Source organism: Corynebacterium sp. HMSC062E11 (assembly GCF_001811845.1).
Classification (GTDB): domain Bacteria; phylum Actinomycetota; class Actinomycetes; order Mycobacteriales; family Mycobacteriaceae; genus Corynebacterium; species Corynebacterium hesseae.
The window spans coordinates 1-16,467 of record NZ_KV806797.1 but is presented as its reverse complement, the minus strand read 5'-3'; the positions used below and the strand labels follow the sequence as shown (position 1 = coordinate 16,467).

Genomic DNA, 16,467 nt, shown 5'->3' with positions numbered 1-16,467 from the left:
CTTCTCCCAGGAAATGAGGGGGAATTAATATAGGCTGCAAAAGGCAATAATAGGTGGTCATCCGAGGAGAGTCGACGTGAAGAAGCTGCAAGGCGTACCAACGATATGCGCTGTCCTCGCGCTGTGCATCGCCGTGATGGTGTACAAGTTCAGCCAGTTCGATGGGCCCCATGCCTTCATCAATATCCTCCCCTTCGACCTCTCCATCTACCGCATGGCGGGCGAAGACCTCAACGCGGGCGGCCTGCTTTACGACGCCCCCTACATCTTCGAGTTCCCCTTCACCTACCCGCCCTTTGCGGGTTTGCTGTTTAAGGTTTTGCCCTTCTTCAGCAAGGGCGCGCTGACCTTTATGTGGCCCTCGCTCATGTTCCTAGCGGTGTTGGCGATCATCGTCATGATCTTCCGTGAGCGGGGCATGAAGATGACCCCGGCGGCCGTCCTGGTAGCGGTGCTGCTCACCGCCCTGACCCCGGCGAATGAGGCGATGCACGGCTCGCTGTACTACGGGCAGGTCAACGTATTCTTGATGCTGCTCGTGGCCCTAGATTTCCTGCCGCTCAAGCGCCGCCTGCCGGGCGTTGGCATCGGCTTGGCCGCGGGAATCAAGCTGACCCCGGCCTATATGGGGCTGGCCTTGCTCTTTGAGAAGCGCTGGTGGGCCGCCGCGGGGGCGGTCATCACCTTCCTGGTTACCGTGGTGCTCGGTTTCCTCTTCGTGCCCGATGCGATGGATTTTTGGACCGACGCCATGTTCAACTCCTCCCGCGTGGGCGAGCACGCCAACCCCGGCGCGAAGTCGCTGCGCTCGCTCATGTACCGCGTTCTAGGCGTCGACGGCGGCATCTGGTGGCTGCTAGCGGTCATCGTGATCTTTGCGCTGACCTGCCTGGCGCTGCGTACCGCATACCTGCGTGGCAACCGCTCGGCGGCCTTCGCGCTGACGGGCCTGAGCACCTGCTTGGTCTCCCCCTTCTCGTGGTACCACCACTTCGTGTGGACCATCCCCTTCGTGGTCATGGTCTTCGTATCGGTCAACCAGGCGCTTAGCGCGCGCCTGTCCGGAAAGTTCGGCGAGCACCTCGCCGGACTCGCCTCCGTGGCGGCCCTGTTCGTGGTGTCGCTGCCGTTTATGTCGGTGCCGGTGTGGTTCACCATGTCCACGGCCAACCTCGATGCGATCGAGTCCTTCCAGCCGTGGGCGACATCGCTGTGGACGCTGTCCTGCGTTGTCTTCATCGCCGTCTACGCGGTGTGGGGATTCGTCGCGCCGCGCAAGCGCGCGGTGGCGGAGAACTAGGGCGACGTTTCGATCAAATAAGAGGGCAAAACCCGCCTGTTTTGGCGCACTATTTGATCGAAACGTCCTCGTCGAGGCGAGGCAGCTTCCCAAAAGGACGTTTCGATCAATTAAGGCCCGGAAAACCATCAGTTTCCGGGCCTTAATTGATCGTTCGGTACTCAGGCTAGAGCGGCAAGAGCTGCTCCATCTCATCCGCGGTGGCCTTGACCACCTTCTGCCAGCTGCCGGTCTCCTCGTACAAGCGGCGCTGGCGCTCATAGCCCGCCCCAGAATCGATGATTTCCTGCACCAGCTGCAGCTCCCGGGCACAGCCCAGCTCTTCTGAGAGCGGGGCCAGCTCCACCAAGAGATCCGCCAGCTCGTCTTTGATCCAGCGCTCATCGGTCTCGCGTGAGGTGATGACCAGCGCGTCCATGCCATAGCGCGCGCCGCGCCACTTATTCTCCGCCACGTGCCAGGGCTGGAGGGTCGGCAGCTGCTCGCCCGCGTCGATCATGCGGTCATAGTGCACCACCAAGCAATGCGTCAGCGCCACGATGGCGGAAAGCTCGCGGAGGTTGGAGGCGGCGTCGGAAATGCGCACCTCCACCGTGCCCCACTTGGAGGCCGGGCGAACATCGAAGTGCATCGAGCCGGTGTGGTTGATGACCCCCGAAATAGCCTGGTCCCGCATGTAGGCCTGCCACTGCTCCCAATTCTCAAACTGGTAAGGCATGCCCGCGGTGGGCAGCTGTTGGTAGAGCATCGTGCGGTTGGAGGCATAGCCGGTATCGAGCCCCTCCCACCCCGGCGAGCAGGCAGAAATGGCCAGCAGGTGGGGGTACTTCGTCATCAGCGCGTTGATGATGGGCCACACGCGTTCCTCGTGGCTGATGCCGACGTGCACGTGCGTGCCCCACAGCAGCATCTGCTGGCCCCAGTACTGTGTGCGGTTGATGATTTCGGAATAGCTCTCCTTGGCGGAGACGGGGTTCTTCCGGAAGTCCGTGAACGGGTGCCCGCCCGAGGCCCACAGGCGCACGTCCATGGAATCGGCCGCCTCACGCACTGCGCTGAGCGACGTCCGAAGGTCCCCCATCGCCTCCGGCACCGTCCGGCACACCCCGGTCACCACCTCCACCGTGTTTTGGAGGAATTCCTTTTCCAGGTGCACGGAGGGGTGGGAGGCGCGGACAACGTCGATAAGCTCGGCGCCGCGTGGCACGAGATCCCAGGTCACTGGGTCAACGAGGGCAACTTCCCACTCAACGCCCAGCGTGGGCTCGGGCGAACGGGCGAAGTTCTCTTCCGGAATATTCACCCATTCATCCTATCCACCAACAGGGTGAATTTAATAAGTTTTTATTCCCTAGGCTTGGGGAACGGCGAGGACCACGACGACGGCATCGCCCTTGGTGTAATCCCCGGTCAGCTCGGCCGGGTACGGCGCGATGGCTTCCGCCGGAACGTTGCCGCCGTAGTACTGGGCGGCGACTTCCTTAGCCAGGTTCTCGGCCGCGGCATCACCCTGCGGGAAGAAGATGGTGGTCTGCGGTGCGACGAGGACATCATCGCTGATGTTTCCTACCTCGGCGACCTTAAACTTTTCGCCCTTGAGGCGCTCGGCCTCATCGGCGGCGTAGTTGACGCGGCCGGAGTTGTTGTAGACGTTGACGGGGATCTCCGCCTGCGGGCGATCGGCATTGCCTGCGGGTGCACCGGCCTCGGCGTTCTCACCATGCTCAGCGCCGGCCTCAGCTGCGTTCTCCGAGTCGGCGTCGGTATCAGCCGGGCGCTCGTTCTCGTCGGCGTCCTTATTCTTGTCGGCTTCGCCCGCAGCGCCGCCGGTATGGGCGTCGCCCTCGGCGCCACCGGTGGCGGGTCCGGACACGGCGGCGTCGTTGGCGGGCGCGTCCTGGGCGGTGTCCTCGGAGCTATCCGAGGTCATGGCGTACAGAGCCCACATGCCGAGCATGACGGCCACGGCGATGAGCACCATAGCGACACCACGCAGCGGGAGCTTGCTAGCGGAGGCCGGGGCGGCGGCCGAGTCGGACTCGGCGGCGTGGCGCGCGCGGTCAGCGGACGAGGCAGAGTTTTCCGGATTCACATTAGTCACATTGGTCACTCTAGTATCTGCGGGCCCTAGTCCGGCGCATTGTCGCGTGCGGCGCGCCGGATGTCCTCGCGGGCGTCGCGAAGCCGGCGCAAACGGGTGACCAGCAACGGGTAGGAGGCGTGCGCGGCGGGGTTGTCGAGCAGCACGTTGAGGCGTTGGTGATAGCGCACCGGAGTAATGTCCAGCTGCGTGCGGATGGCCTCCTCCTTGGCGCCGATATCGCGCGGGGCGTGGGACTCGAACTCCAAAATCGCGGCGTCTAGGTCTGACAGGGAATGCATGCTTAAACTGTATTCCATGACTATTCGTCCCATCGTTATCCACGGCGACCCGGTCCTCCACAACCCCACCGAGCCGGTCACCGAGCCCATCGACTCCCCCGAGCTGCAGGAGCTCATCGCGGACATGCACGAAACCATGGACGCCGCGCACGGAGTTGGCCTGGCCGCAAACCAGATCGGCGTGAACAAGCGCCTCTTTGTCTACCACTGCCCCGACACCGACGGGCCTGATGGCACCGAGCTGCCCGAAGGCGGCATGCGCCGCGGGTGCGTCATCAACCCGGTGCTGGAAACCTCCGAGATCCCGGAGACCATGCCGGCTGACGACGGTTCCGAGGACGAAGGCTGCCTCTCCGTTCCGGGCGAGGGCTTCCCCACCGGCCGCGCCGACTGGGCCCGCGTGACCGGCAAGAATGAAAAGGGCGAGGACATCTCCATCGAGGGCTATGGCTTCTTCGCGCGCATGCTGCAGCACGAAACCGGCCACCTCGACGGCTTCGTCTACACCGACGTGCTTACCGGCCGCTACAAGCGCCAGGCCAAGAAGGCTATTAAGCGCAACGGCTGGACCGAGGCCGGCCTCACCTGGGTTCCGGGCGAGGACGAAGACCCCTTCGGGCACGAGGACTAATGTCCCGCATCTTCCGCTCCGATGCCGTCCAGGTGGGCGAGCGCGTGGTGGCCCGGCGCGATCTCGGCGGCGTGCACAGCGATGTGATTGGCCACGTGCTCAGCGTAGATCCGCTGGTCATCCGCCCACAGGAGGTGGGCGGCTACCCGTCTTCGCTCGACGCAGTGGAGATCCCGCCGGAGCAGCTCAAGATTATTAAGCGCCTCTCCCCGCGCACGATCCGCAATTCCGATATCCGCGCCGTCGAGGTCGCCACCGCAGCCGCCTTCCCGGGCAAGGAGCACACGTGGACGTCTGATGGCCAGTGGCTCATGCGCGCGGGCGATGGCGTGACGGGCCGCTCCAATTCGGCGGTGCCGCTGGGACCTTCTGCGGGTTTCCTGCCGGTGCCTTTCGATGAGATTGAAGCCTTCTATGCACGCCACGATCTTCCGGTGTGTTTGGCCATCCCGGAGCGCATCGGCAAGTCTGCTGAGAAGCTCGTGGCGGCGCAGCCCGAAGCGTGGGAGCTCGAACCGGAAATCCTGGTGATGGTCCGAGACCTGGATGAGCTGCCGGCGCTTTCCGACGTCCACTTCGTCATCGATGAGCAACCCGATGCCGAGTGGCTCAACCTCTATCACTTCCGCGGCCAAGCCCTGCCACCGCTGGCGCTGGAGTACCTGCGCAGCCACATCGAGGGCACGATGGGCTTCGGACGCCTCCTCTCCCCTGCGGGCGAAACTATCGCGATTACCCGCGGCACGCTCACCGAATCCGGGGACGGCACCGTGTGGCTGGGTTACTCCGCCGTGGAGGTGGCCGAAGGCTGGCGCCGCAAGGGCCTGGGCACCGCGCTGGGCGCGCACATGCTGGCCTGGGGCAAGGCACAGGGCGCGGAGAAGGCCTACCTGCAGGTCGTGGCGCACAATACGGCAGGCATTCGCCTCTACGAGAAGCTCGGCTTCTTAGAGCAGCACCGCCACCGTTACGCCCGCCGCCTGCCTCAAGTACCCTAAACCACATGCGCATAGCTTCGTGGAACATCAACTCCGTTCGCACCCGCGCGCAGCGCGCGGTGGATCTTCTGGCCAAGCACGACATCGACGTGCTCTGCCTGCAAGAAACCAAGGTGGCGGATGCGAAGTTCCCCCGCGAGCCTTTTGAGGAGGCCGGCTACCACGTCACCTGCCACGGGCTGAACCAGTGGAATGGCGTGGCCATTGTGTCTAAGGAGGAGCCGGAGGAGGTCCAGACCTTCTTCCCCGGTCAGCCGGGGTTCCACAAGGACCCCGCCAAGGAGCAAGCGCGCGAGGCTCGGGCGGTATCGGCCCGCATCCGCGGGATTGAGATCTGGTCCCTCTACGTTCCCAACGGACGCGAGATCACGGACCGCCACTTCGACTACAAGCTGGACTTCCTCTACTCTTTGGCGCGCTATGCGGAGACTCGGGCGCAGTCGAAACTCTTGCTCACGGGTGACTTCAACATTGCGCCGCGCGATGAGGACGTCTGGGATATGTCCCTTTTCCGCGGCAAAACGCACGTCACCGAACCGGAGCGCGCGGCCTTCCAGATGTTGGAGGAAGCCGGGCTTGAGGAGGTCACACGCCGCTTCACCGAGGAAGACCGCTGGACCTACTTTGATTACAAGTCCTTGCGCTTCCAGAAAAACGAGGGCATGCGCATCGATTTCCAGCTGGCCAGCGAGCCGCTTGCACGTCTGGTCCAAGGTGCCCAGGTGGACATGGTTGAGCGCGCCGGCGACAAGACCTCCGACCACGTGCCACTGATCGCGGATTTCGATGTCCCCGATTTCGCGTCGGTGCGCTAGCCTGCCATGAACCTCAACATCGATCTCTCCGTCTGGCAGCTTGTGCTGCTGATCATTGACTACGGCATCAAAATCATCGCCATCGGCGTGGTCCCCGAAGGCCGCCGCCCGTCTAGCTCCACCGCTTGGCTGCTGGCCATTCTGGTGCTGCCGATCGTGGGCCTGCCCCTGTTCTTGCTCATGGGCTCGCCCTATATCAACCGCCGGCGCCACCGCATCCAGCAAGAGGCCAACGCGCTGCTTAACGACGTCACCGCCTCCACCCCCAACCACCCCTCGGGCCGCCTCTCCCCGGAGGTGGAATCCCTCATCCAGCTCAACCGCAACCTCACCGGGCACCCGGCTCTGATTGGGCATAACAAGGGCTTGCACGCCTCCTATGAGGAGGCCATCCTGGCCATGGCGCGGGCCGTGGACCGCGCTGAGAAATACGTGCTCATTGAAATCTACATCCAGTCCTGGGATGAGGTGACCGATGTCTTCTTCCAATCCCTCGCCCGTGCCCGCCAGCGCGGCGTGGAGGTCAAGCTGCTGCTGGATCAGATCGGCAGCCTGAAGTACAAGGGTTACTTCACGCTGGGCAAACGCCTCACCGAGATAGACGTCGATTGGCGGCTCATGCTTCCGCTGCAGCTGCATAAGGGCCGCTTCCGCCGCCCGGACCTGCGCAATCACCGCAAGATCGTGGTCATCGACGGCCACACGGGTTTCTTGGGCTCGATGAACATGATTAAGCGCGAATACAAGACGAAGGACCGCGCATGGATCGACTACATGGTCGAGATGACCGGCCCTGTGGTGACGTCCTTGGCCTCGGTGTTCGCGGTGGATTGGTACCTGGAATCTGAGGAGCAGCTGTCCTTGGACATGCAGCCCTATGACGACGCCATGACCGCGGACTCCAACCACCTCCAGCTGGTCCCCTCCGGTCCCGGCTACACCACGGAACCTAACCTGCGTATGTTCAATTCGGTGGTGCACCACGCGAAGGAGAAGCTCATCCTTTGCTCGCCCTACTTCGTTCCGGACGAGTCCCTCTTGGAAGCGGTCACCACCGCGTGCTACCGCGACGTCGAGGTGGAGCTCCTGGTTTCAGCGAAGGCGGACCAGTTCATGGTCAACCACGCGCAGTCCTCCTACTACCAGGCGCTCTTAGAGGCTGGCGTGCGGATCTTCCAATTCCCCGAGCCCTTCGTGCTGCACTCCAAGTTCATCCTGGCGGACCCGAATCTTCCGGAGCGCGACCCACTGTGCATGTTTGGTTCCTCCAACATGGACATGCGTTCCTTCGGCCTCAACTATGAATCAACGATGCTGGTGGCCAAGGGCGACCTCATCGAGGATTTCACCCAGCTGGCGAGGAATTACAAGAAGGTCTGCCACGAGCTCACCCTCGAGGAGTGGAACGAGCGCGGCCTGCTGCGCCGCTACGTGGACAACGTCATGCGCCTAACCTCCGCCCTGCAGTAGACCCACCAAAAGCAAAAGGCATCTCCCAGAAGGCGTCCACCAAAAGGCGTTTTTGGTCCTAAAAACGCCATCTAGCGCCCGCAAAAGGCGTTTTCAGAGGCAAAGACGCCCTTTGACTGATGCCTTTTGCAGGGCGCCGTTTGCAAGGCGCCGTGCGCTAAGCCGTGCGTACTAAGCGGCGCCGCGGGCCAGCCGCGTAGACACCACAAGGCCGCACAGCGAGATGAAGCTGCAGCACACCATTCCGGTGGCCATGGTCAGCGCCGCATTTGAGCCCCATCCCATCAGCGGGCTGATGGCGCTGGCCAGCAAGGACTGACCAAAGCCCATGATGGCGGACACGCTGCCCGCGCGCGGGCGCATGAGGCCCGTCGCCAGCGCGGTGGCGTTGCCCATGATGAAGCCGGTCGGCGCCACACACGCAAAGAGCACGAGGAGGCACGCCCACACCGGGGCGCCGAGCAGCACCGCCAGCAACAAGAACACCCCACACGCAAGAACGCCGCAAACACCGATGCGCAGCATGACCGCCGGGGAGACCGAATCCATCGCCCGCGAATTCACCAGCGTGGCCATAAAGAGGCCCACGGAGTTGATGCCGAAAACCAGCGAATAGCCCAGCGGCGAAAAGCCCCACTGGTCTTGCACCACGAAGGCCGAGGCCGCGATGTAGCAGAACATCGAGCAGAAACCGAAGGCCATGGTCACCAGGTAGCCCCACACCCGGGCATTGGTCAGGACCGCCCAGTAGTTGCCCGCCACCGTGCGGAACAGCCCGGCGCGGGAGCGCCCACCCGCGGTTTCCGGAACGATGGCAATCGCCAGCACCAACTGCACCGCATGCAGCCCGGCGAGCACCCAAAAGATGCCGCGCCAGCCCAGCGGCTCCGCCAGAACACCGCCGAGCACTGGGGCCACCGCCGGCGCGATGCCCTGCAGCGCCATGAGCAGCGAATACGCCTTCGCGGCAGCCGCGCCGTGCACGAGGTCAGGTACCACCGCGCGGGCCAGTACCACGCACGCGCCGCCGCCGAGGCCCTGCAGCACGCGGGCGGCCACGAGCACGGTGGCGGTCGGAGCCAGCGCCGCCAACACGGAGGCCACTAGCGCGAGGCAGGCACCGGCGATGAGGAGGCGTTTGCGCCCGATGGCGTCGGAAAGCGGGCCCATCACCAGCTGTCCCACGCCCATGCCGATGAAGAAGCCTGAGATGGTCAGCTGGACCATCGCCCGGGTGGTGCCCAGATCGGCGAGGATCTCCGGCATCACCGGCAAGTACATATCAGTGGCAAAAGGCGCTGTTGCGGACAACAGCGCCAATGTAGCCAGGAGTGGAAAAGGAATCACGCGTCGCGCTGCTCCAGCACAATGACGCCGAAAATCCACAGCACCGCGGCCCAACCGAAGAAGACGAGGGCCTCAAATCCTACCGATGACCACGGCGCGTTCTCATCTACATAGTTCACCGCCCAGTTCTGGAAGGCAGTAAAGGGCATGAAGTGAATGGCCTTATCGCCCACCGTCGGCAGCACACGCACGATGTTTTCCAACCCCAAGTACAAGATGAGGGAAATCGCCACCGTGCCGGCGGTCTGCCGCAACAGCATGCCCAGGCCCTGCACGAAGGCAACCACGCCGAAGGCCGCGAGAGGGAAGGACCACAGCATGTACTTGCCGTCCTCGCTGGCAAAGGGCTGGAAAGCCTCCGCCGCCGATTCGTTGGTCGTCATATCCGCCAACACGAAGATGTACACCAGGCTCAAGAAAGCAATGATGGCCGCGATCACGCCGTAGAGCAGCAGCTTGGCACAGGCCACTGTCCAGCGCTTCGGGTTGGTCATGAAGGTCAAGGATTGCGTCTTATAGCGGTATTCCGTGGTCACCACCATCGCGCCCTGGATCATTATGATCGGCATGCCCATGAGCAAGAGGATGGAGGCCAAGGCCCGCTCCTGCAGCGGGCTAATGCCCAGCACCGCCTCGCCCGCGTTCAGCGAGTTCAGCAGCGTCCATCCGGTCACGATGAGAATGATGAGGGCCGTGGTCCACCAGAAGGACTTCGTCGTGCGCAGCTTCGTCCACTCCGCATGCACAGTGTTGAAAAACATTAGCGCTGTACCTCTTCCTTCGGTGCCGCCGCCTGGTACTGCACCGCGCGTTCCGTCATAGTCACGTAGGCCTCTTCCAGCGAGGCGCGGTGGAGCGTCAATTCCGTCAGCGGCACACCCGTGGAGTAAGCCAGCTGACCCACGTAATCCGTGGTTTGGTTCGGAATAACCAAGGTGCGGCGCTGCTCCTCATCAACCGACTCGCTATACGTGATGCCGGCTTCCTTCAGCGCCGAGCCGAACTCGCGCAGGTGCTCCGAGCGCACGATAACCGAGGCACTGGAGTTTTCCTTGACAAAGTCATAGGTGCGTTGATTAGCCAAGAGCCTTCCGCGGCCAATCACCACGAGGTGGTCCGCGGTTTGCGCCATCTCCGCCAGCAGGTGCGAAGAGATAAGCACCGTGCGGCCCTCCGCCGCCAGCGCCCGCACGAGCGAGCGCACCCAGCGAATACCTTCCGGGTCTAGGCCGTTGACCGGCTCATCCAGGATCAGCACGCCCGGATCCCCCAACAGGGCGGCCGCTAAACCGAGGCGCTGGCCCATACCGAGGGAGAAGCCGCCGGCCTTCTTGCCTGCCACATCAGCCAAGCCCACAAGCCCCAGCACCTCATCGACGCGGGAAGTAGGAATGCCATTAGCCTGCGCCATCCACGTCAGGTGATTGGCGGCGGTGCGGTTGGCGTGGACCGCTTTAGCGTCGAGAAGCGCGCCCACCTCACGCAGCGGGTTTTTCAGCTCGCGGTAGGGCTTGCCGTGCACCAGGGCGGTGCCAGCGGTGGGCTTGTCCAAGCCCAGGATCATGCGCATCGTCGTTGATTTTCCAGCGCCGTTAGGCCCCAGAAAGCCGGTCACTTGTCCCGGCTTCACCTGGAAGGTGAGGTCATCGACGGCGCGGACAGACTTGTACTGTTTGGTCAGTCCGGCTACTTCAATCATGCCCTACAGCGTGCCACAGGTTCCCGCCGCGCGCCTGTATCAGCTGCTGATTTCCTCCCAGCGCTCCAGCAGCCGCGGCAGCGCTTCCCGGAAGGGAGCCAAGAGATCTAGCTCTTCTACCTGGTTAAACGGCACCCAGCGCAGCTCGGCGGATTCCGCATTGGCGGTCACCGCCAAGCGCCGGCCAGAAAGTGTCCGCGCCAACACCGTGGTATAGGTCCAGCCTTCCTCGAAGGGCCCGGAGGTGACCAGCGCATCCAGCACCTCGACGTCTGAGGCCGAGATTCCGGTTTCCTCCGCCGTCTCCCTCAGCGCTGCCTGCTCCGGGGACTCCGGCTTATCCCGCGCCCCGCCCGGGATTCCCCAGGTCCCGCCATTATTCGTCCACGTGGCGCGGTGCTGGAGCAACACCTCATCCCCCGCCACCAAGAAAAGGCCAGCAGCTCCAAACTTGCCCCATACCGGCACCCCGCCCGGCCCCTTAGACCAGCCATCACCGGAGAGTTCTGGGTTTACGCGTGTACACATGCCTTCCACGATACGTCAGAAGCAGCCCGCGCCACCCTGCCCCAAATCATCGCGCGACGCGGTCGAGGGCGCTATCCTAAGGGAATGACCGGCCCGGCCACCGAACTGCGCGAGCACTCCCCCGAATCATGGGGCGATCACTGGCTCGATGAAGTCACCGAGCCCGCCAGACCCGCGTTTAGCCGCCCGACGCAGCTGGCCATGAGCTCCTTCGCCGGCCCCGCGCGCGTCATCCGGCGCCTCTATAGCTTCGCGGCCACCACGCCCGGCAAGCTTTTTACGGTCACCGTCATCCTCACCGTCGCGCTGGCGGCAGCCGGCTTTTCCATGTCTTCATCCTCGGCTTCAAGGCACGATGACCTGGATGCCTTGCTGACCTCCACCGAGCCGATGTCGAATGCGGCGCACCACCTCTACACCAACCTGTCCCTGGCGGATACCGTAGCCACCACCGGCTTCGTGCAGGCGGGTGTGGAGCCGGAGGTGAACCGCAACCGCTATAACGAGGCCATCGATGCCGCCTCCGTCGCCGCCACGGAGGCCATCGTGGGCACCTCCGCGGAGGATGAACGCGTGCGCGAGCTCGTCACCTTTATCCAACGCAAGCTGCCGGTGTATACCGCGCTCGTGGAAAAGGCCCGCGTCAATCACCGCGCGGGCCACGCCGTGGCGAATTCCTATATGTCCAATGCCTCAGCGCTCATGCGGACCCAGATCCTCCCCGCCGCCGCGGAGCTGTTCACCTTGACGTCGGAAAAGGTGAGCCAACAGCAGCAGCGCCTGACCCGCCCGCAGTGGGTGCCACTATCTGGTCTGGTCGCCGCTCTCATCTTCCTCGGCCTGGCGCAGTGGTGGCTGTGGCGGCTGACCCGCCGGCGCTTCAACCGCGGTTTCGTGGTGGCCACGGGCCTGTTGTTCCTGGCGCTGGTGTGGGCCTCCGCCTCCAACTTCGCCACGTGGGCCTCGGGCCACCAGGGTTTCGAGACGGTATCGCGCCCCTGGGACTCGCTGACCGCCTCCCGCATCGAGGCCCAGCAGATGCGCACCTCGGAGACTCTCGCCTTGGTTCTGCGCTCCTCCCAGCAGGACATGTCCGTGCACTTTAATTCCACGGTGTACTCCGTCAACCAGGCTCTGCGGGACTATGAGCAGGCGCTTGTCGACGACGACTTCCCCTCCTCCGATCCCACCCTGATTCCCCGCGCGAAGCAGGCAGTGGAAGATTGGACGACTACGCACGAGAACTTCATGGAGGATCTCTCCATGGGTGACTACGATGCCGCGCTGTACCAGGCCACCGCCATCGATCCGGACGGTGACCCCACCGCCGCCAGTGCTTTCAACGCCGTGGATAATTCCTTGGCCGCGCTCATTGACCAGGCCCGCGACGCCATGCGCACCTACCTGGTCCAGGGGCTCAACGCCATGACAATGGTGTCCACTGGCGTGCTCCTGGCTACCTTCGGCGCGATTATCGCCGTGTGGTTGGGAATCCGTCCCCGTCTGCAGGAGTACCTGTGATGCGCCGCCCTACCACGAAACGCCCAGCCTGGACCGCGGCCCTGCTCGTGCTCAGCAGCGCCGTGGCACTCAGCGCTTGCGAGCCGGAGCCGCCCAGCGCGCCGGATCCCATCCTGCCGTCTACCGCGAACCTCGATTCCACGCCGGGCCCGCCGCTACCGGAGGATGCCATCATCGAGCCCGCCGGCAGCGGTGAGGTGTCCAAGCAAAGCGATGCCGAAGCCTACGGCTCCTACCGCCCGGACGATAAGACGCCGAAGGAGCGCGTGCCCGAGATCCTGGAGCGCGGCCGGCTCATCGTGGGCGTGGACCGCTCCAATAACCTGCTCAGCTACCGCGATACCGCCACCGGCGAGGTCCGCGGCTTCGAGGTCGACATCGCCCGCGAAATTGCACGCGATATCTTTGGGGATCCCAACAAGGTGGACTTCCGCTTCGTGGAAGCTTCCGAGCGCGCGCGTGCCCTCAACGACCGCACGGTGGACATCGTCATCCGCACCATGACGATCAGCCCCACACGCCAGCGCGAAGTCGCCTTCTCCATTCCCTATATGCAAACGGATGCCCGCTTGCTGGTGCTGAAGAACTCCGGCATTCACTCCATCGCGGATACCGCCGGGTTGACCTTGTGCGCGACGAAGGGTTCCACCATGGTGGACGCGATACGCAAGCACGCGCCTACTTCCGATATCTTGGAGACCCGCGCTTGGGGCGATTGCCTCATGGCGCTGCAGCTGGGGCAAACGGACGGCATCGTGGTGGATGATGCCCTGCTCTCCGGGATGCTGGCGCAGGATCGCTACACGGAGATCGTCGGCGATCCCCTCGAAAGCCAAAGCTATGGCGTAGCCGTGCGCAAACCCGATGGCTCTTATGACTCGCGCCCGCTCATCCGCCAGGTCAACTCCACGCTGGAGCGCATCCGCAAGGACGGGACCTGGCAACAGCTCTTTAACGAGTGGCTCGGGGATTACATGGATCAGCCCGTGCTCCCGGCGCCGAAGTACCTCGACGAGACCCCGCCAGCGACGGAATCGCAATCGAGTTCCCCAACCAGCAATCAGCCCGGTGAGAAGAAGGAGGGGCACTAATGTCGCACCGCTTCAGCGAGGATGAGCTCGACCACCTCACGCCCGAAGAGCACGAGACTGCGCAGCCCGAAGCCGCAGATCCCGGAGCCGTGGAGCCCGAAACTCCTGCCGACGCCACCCAGGCCGTGCGCTTCGATCCCTTCGCCGATGAGGAGGACGATTTTTCGGAGGACCACCACCTCACCGTCTCGCCCGCGGAATCCAGCGGCCAGAACGCAGCAGCGCCCGGCGCCAACAACGCGGAAGCCTCAGACCGCACCGCGGCAGTCCCCTTCGATCCCTTCGCGGATGACCTCGAGGAAGAGGAGGACCTCGGTGCCACCGGCGCCGTCCTCTCCCCAGCGGACCGCCCCGGCGCGCACGGCACCGCGACGGGCAAACCCGACGACGGCGAATACGTCGATTCGGATAACATCGCGGCACTCATCGAGGAGCTGGGGCAGCTGCGTGATCGTCGCAAAGCAGAGGACCCCTCGCGGGCCTCGCGACGCCGCGCGCTCGATACCTTCCGCCAGCGCCGCGCCACCAAGCGCACCGACCGCGAGGTGGCCGATGGCATGGCCACCTTGCCCTTCGTGGTCCCGGTAGATCCCAGCGAGGCGCTCATCGATCCGAAGGATGCGCCCCGCGCCGCACCGCCGCAACTTAAGCCGGGCGACATGGTGGCCGGGCAGTATGAAATCCTCGGCGTGCTCGCGCATGGCGGGTTGGGGTGGATCTACCTGGCCAATGACCATTTCGTCTCCGGGCGCATCGTGGTGCTCAAGGGCATGCAATCCACCAATTCCGCGGAGGAAACCGCCACCGCGGAGGCGGAGCGCGAGTTCCTCGCGGACATCACGCACCCGAATATCGTGAAGATTTTCAACTTCATCGATGACCCCCGCGTGCCCGGCGGCTTCATCGTCATGGAATACGTGGGCGGCCCCTCGCTCAAGCAGCGCCGCAACGACCAGGTCAATGATCGCTTCCCGGTCGATACCGCGATTGCTTACATCCTGGAAATCCTGCCCGCCTTGGACTACCTGCACGCCCGCGGCGTGGTCTACAACGATTTGAAGCCCTCCAACATCATCGTCACCGAGGACCAGGTCAAGCTCATCGATCTGGGCGCGGTCTCCGGCATCGGCGCCTTCGGCCACATCTATGGCACACAGGGTTTCCAGGCCCCGGAGATCGCCACCCAGGGCCCCTCGGTGGCCAGCGATATTTACTCCATCGGCCGCACACTGGCCTGCTTGACGTTGAAGCTGCCGGTGGAGGATGGCGTCTATAAGCCCGGCCTACCCTCCCCTACCGAGGAGCCGCTGCTGCGCCGCTACCTCTCCTTCTACCGCCTGTTGTTGCGCGCTACCGATCCTGACCCGGAGCAGCGTTTCGCGTCCGTGTCCGAGCTGCGCAACCAGCTCTTCGGAGTGCTGCGTGAGGTCATCGCGCTGCGCGATGGCATCCAGCACCCGGCCCAGCACTCTGTCTTCTCCCCGCAGCGTACGACCTTCGGCACGAAGCACCTGGTCTTCCGCACCGACCAGCTCATCGACGGCATCGACCGCACCGTGCGCATCACCGCCCCCGAGGTGGTCTCCGCGCTGCCCATCCCGCTCATCGTCCGCTCCGATATCGGCGCCCCGCTGCTGCAGGGTTCCTCCTACACCGAGCCACAGGAAGCCTTGGAGACCCTGCGACAGGCCATGCAGACTCCGGAGTACGAGGAGTCCGCGGAGATTCCCCTCGGCGTGGTGCGCGCCATGATTGATCTGGGATACATCGGCCAGGCACGCGAGTGGCTGACCTCCATCGAGGAGCGCTTGGGCAAGGACTGGCGCTTCCACTGGTACTCGGGCGTGACCGAGCTGCTGCTGGATAAGTACCGCGAGGCTCAGGCCCATTTCGCCCACGTCCTCGACGTGCTGCCCGGTGAGGCCGCCCCGAAGCTGGCCATCGGCGCGGTCAACGAGCTCATCCTGCAGCAGCTGGGTTTTTCGGAAGCCGCGCTTATCGACGCCTCCGTCGCCCGCGCCTGCGCCAACCTCACCACGTCGCTGGCGGATCTGCCCAACGATGCTTTCGAGGATCAGCCCGGCATCTGGGACCACGTCACCGATGATCCGGCCCACCTGCGCTTCAACTCGCTGCGCCTCTACGGCATCGTGTGGGCCACGAACCCGACGACGGTCTCCTCCGCCTTCGGCCTGGCCCGCCAGCTGCGCGCTGAGCACCAGGTTGAGCTCGCCGTGGCCACCTTGGATAGGGTGCCCAATGCATCGCGCCACCACCGCATGGCCCGCTTGACCACGGTCCTGCAGCTCATCGTGCACGATCTCTCCGAGTCCCGCATCCGCCGTGCCGCCCGCCGCTTGGAGGAGATTCCGCAGAACGAGCCGCGCTTCTTGCAGATCAAGATTGCGGTCATCTCCGCCGGGCTGACCTTCTTGCGCGAGGCAGACCTCGACGCCGCTGCCTCCCCCAACGATCTCTTCGAGTTTCCCTTTACCCAGCGCGGCCTGCGCTATGGCCTGGCGGATACCTTGCGGGCACTAGCCCGCCAGGCACCGTTCGCCCGCCACCGCTACGCGCTGGTGGACTTGGCCAATAAGGTCCGCCCGGTCACGATGTTCTAGGTGCCGGCTTTCGCCGGCACCTAGAACTAGTACTGTGATGTCTAGCGACTTTTTGGACACGGAG

The 16,467-nt window shown here is 64.1% G+C and carries 15 protein-coding genes; 8 read left to right on the top strand and 7 right to left on the bottom strand.

Translation table 11 applies throughout. The annotated features are described in order from the left end of the window. Nucleotides 1-76 precede the first annotated feature (76 nt). A complete protein-coding gene (locus HMPREF2822_RS06615) occupies nucleotides 77-1,300 on the top strand; it encodes a glycosyltransferase 87 family protein (protein WP_070522645.1) in 1,224 nt (407 codons plus the stop codon). A gap of 166 nt (nucleotides 1,301-1,466) precedes the next feature. On the opposite strand, the gene HMPREF2822_RS06610 is transcribed toward HMPREF2822_RS06615, so the two are convergent. Genes HMPREF2822_RS06610 through HMPREF2822_RS06600 form a run of 3 tightly spaced genes read right to left on the bottom strand, consistent with a single transcriptional unit; the run spans nucleotide 1,467 to nucleotide 3,682 of the window. Then, on the bottom strand, nucleotides 1,467-2,603 hold the full coding sequence (locus HMPREF2822_RS06610; protein ID WP_070522642.1) for a glutamate--cysteine ligase: 1,137 nt from the start codon (nucleotides 2,601-2,603) through the stop codon (nucleotides 1,467-1,469). Between the two features lie 48 nt (nucleotides 2,604-2,651). Continuing rightward, nucleotides 2,652-3,401, bottom strand: coding sequence for a LytR C-terminal domain-containing protein (locus HMPREF2822_RS06605; protein ID WP_070522998.1), 750 nt, complete (start codon nucleotides 3,399-3,401; stop codon nucleotides 2,652-2,654). 26 nt (nucleotides 3,402-3,427) lie between these two features. Next, nucleotides 3,428-3,682, bottom strand: a complete 255-nt coding sequence (locus tag HMPREF2822_RS06600) for a DUF3263 domain-containing protein (RefSeq protein WP_070522640.1) — start codon at nucleotides 3,680-3,682, stop codon at nucleotides 3,428-3,430. Nucleotides 3,683-3,698: 16 nt separating this feature from the next. Between HMPREF2822_RS06600 and HMPREF2822_RS06595 the strand changes: the two genes are divergently transcribed. The 4 genes from HMPREF2822_RS06595 to HMPREF2822_RS06580 are packed head-to-tail and all read left to right on the top strand — an operon-like array spanning nucleotide 3,699 to nucleotide 7,596. Beyond that, entirely contained in the window at nucleotides 3,699-4,313 is a 615-nt protein-coding gene (locus tag HMPREF2822_RS06595) for a peptide deformylase (protein ID WP_070522995.1), read from the top strand. Next, a complete protein-coding gene (locus HMPREF2822_RS06590; protein WP_070522638.1) occupies nucleotides 4,313-5,311 on the top strand; it encodes an N-acetylglutamate synthase, CG3035 family in 999 nt (332 codons plus the stop codon). Before HMPREF2822_RS06595 ends, HMPREF2822_RS06590 begins: the two co-directional genes overlap by 1 nt. 5 nt (nucleotides 5,312-5,316) lie before the next feature. Then, on the top strand, nucleotides 5,317-6,126 hold the full coding sequence (locus HMPREF2822_RS06585) for an exodeoxyribonuclease III (protein WP_070522635.1): 810 nt from the start codon (nucleotides 5,317-5,319) through the stop codon (nucleotides 6,124-6,126). 6 nt (nucleotides 6,127-6,132) lie between these two features. After that, complete coding sequence (locus HMPREF2822_RS06580; RefSeq protein ID WP_070522631.1) at nucleotides 6,133-7,596, top strand: phospholipase D-like domain-containing protein; 1,464 nt, start codon at nucleotides 6,133-6,135, stop codon at nucleotides 7,594-7,596. 171 nt (nucleotides 7,597-7,767) lie between these two features. Here HMPREF2822_RS06580 and HMPREF2822_RS06575 read toward each other — a convergent pair whose 3' ends face one another. Genes HMPREF2822_RS06575 through HMPREF2822_RS06560 form a run of 4 tightly spaced genes read right to left on the bottom strand, consistent with a single transcriptional unit; the run spans nucleotide 7,768 to nucleotide 11,170 of the window. Then, complete coding sequence (locus HMPREF2822_RS06575) at nucleotides 7,768-8,943, bottom strand: multidrug effflux MFS transporter (RefSeq protein ID WP_070522628.1); 1,176 nt, start codon at nucleotides 8,941-8,943, stop codon at nucleotides 7,768-7,770. Further along, entirely contained in the window at nucleotides 8,940-9,704 is a 765-nt protein-coding gene (locus HMPREF2822_RS06570; protein ID WP_070522625.1) for an ABC transporter permease, read from the bottom strand. Before HMPREF2822_RS06570 ends, HMPREF2822_RS06575 begins: the two co-directional genes overlap by 4 nt. Next, the gene (locus tag HMPREF2822_RS06565) at nucleotides 9,704-10,642 is read right to left on the bottom strand and encodes an ABC transporter ATP-binding protein (protein ID WP_070522620.1); all 939 of its coding nucleotides are present in this window, start codon (nucleotides 10,640-10,642) and stop codon (nucleotides 9,704-9,706) included. Before HMPREF2822_RS06565 ends, HMPREF2822_RS06570 begins: the two co-directional genes overlap by 1 nt. A gap of 39 nt (nucleotides 10,643-10,681) precedes the next feature. Beyond that, entirely contained in the window at nucleotides 10,682-11,170 is a 489-nt protein-coding gene (locus tag HMPREF2822_RS06560; protein ID WP_070522616.1) for an NUDIX domain-containing protein, read from the bottom strand. Nucleotides 11,171-11,254: 84 nt separating this feature from the next. On the opposite strand from HMPREF2822_RS06560, the gene HMPREF2822_RS06555 reads away from it, so the two are divergent. Genes HMPREF2822_RS06555 through HMPREF2822_RS06545 form a run of 3 tightly spaced genes read left to right on the top strand, consistent with a single transcriptional unit; the run spans nucleotide 11,255 to nucleotide 16,403 of the window. After that, entirely contained in the window at nucleotides 11,255-12,691 is a 1,437-nt protein-coding gene (locus HMPREF2822_RS06555; RefSeq protein WP_070522614.1) for a hypothetical protein, read from the top strand. After that, nucleotides 12,691-13,782: a glutamate ABC transporter substrate-binding protein gene (locus HMPREF2822_RS06550; protein ID WP_070522611.1), complete on the top strand. Its 1,092-nt coding sequence runs from the start codon at nucleotides 12,691-12,693 to the stop codon at nucleotides 13,780-13,782. The genes HMPREF2822_RS06555 and HMPREF2822_RS06550 overlap by 1 nt, the downstream gene beginning before the upstream one ends. Continuing rightward, complete coding sequence (locus HMPREF2822_RS06545; RefSeq protein ID WP_070522607.1) at nucleotides 13,782-16,403, top strand: tetratricopeptide repeat protein; 2,622 nt, start codon at nucleotides 13,782-13,784, stop codon at nucleotides 16,401-16,403. Before HMPREF2822_RS06550 ends, HMPREF2822_RS06545 begins: the two co-directional genes overlap by 1 nt. Nucleotides 16,404-16,467: the final 64 nt, after the last annotated feature.

What these genes read in the sequence shown, in the direction of transcription:
- HMPREF2822_RS06600 (WP_070522640.1), bottom strand. Translation starts at nt 3,682, where the DNA reads ATGCATTCCCTGTCAGACCTAGACGCCGCGATTTTGGAGTTCGAGTCC.
- HMPREF2822_RS06595 (WP_070522995.1), top strand. Translation starts at nt 3,699, where the DNA reads ATGACTATTCGTCCCATCGTTATCCACGGCGACCCGGTCCTCCACAAC.
- HMPREF2822_RS06590 (WP_070522638.1), top strand. Translation starts at nt 4,313, where the DNA reads ATGTCCCGCATCTTCCGCTCCGATGCCGTCCAGGTGGGCGAGCGCGTG.
- HMPREF2822_RS06585 (WP_070522635.1), top strand. Translation starts at nt 5,317, where the DNA reads ATGCGCATAGCTTCGTGGAACATCAACTCCGTTCGCACCCGCGCGCAG.
- HMPREF2822_RS06580 (WP_070522631.1), top strand. Translation starts at nt 6,133, where the DNA reads ATGAACCTCAACATCGATCTCTCCGTCTGGCAGCTTGTGCTGCTGATC.
- HMPREF2822_RS06570 (WP_070522625.1), bottom strand. Translation starts at nt 9,704, where the DNA reads ATGTTTTTCAACACTGTGCATGCGGAGTGGACGAAGCTGCGCACGACG.
- HMPREF2822_RS06565 (WP_070522620.1), bottom strand. Translation starts at nt 10,642, where the DNA reads ATGATTGAAGTAGCCGGACTGACCAAACAGTACAAGTCTGTCCGCGCC.
- HMPREF2822_RS06560 (WP_070522616.1), bottom strand. Translation starts at nt 11,170, where the DNA reads ATGTGTACACGCGTAAACCCAGAACTCTCCGGTGATGGCTGGTCTAAG.
- HMPREF2822_RS06555 (WP_070522614.1), top strand. Translation starts at nt 11,255, where the DNA reads ATGACCGGCCCGGCCACCGAACTGCGCGAGCACTCCCCCGAATCATGG.
- HMPREF2822_RS06550 (WP_070522611.1), top strand. Translation starts at nt 12,691, where the DNA reads ATGCGCCGCCCTACCACGAAACGCCCAGCCTGGACCGCGGCCCTGCTC.
- HMPREF2822_RS06545 (WP_070522607.1), top strand. Translation starts at nt 13,782, where the DNA reads ATGTCGCACCGCTTCAGCGAGGATGAGCTCGACCACCTCACGCCCGAA.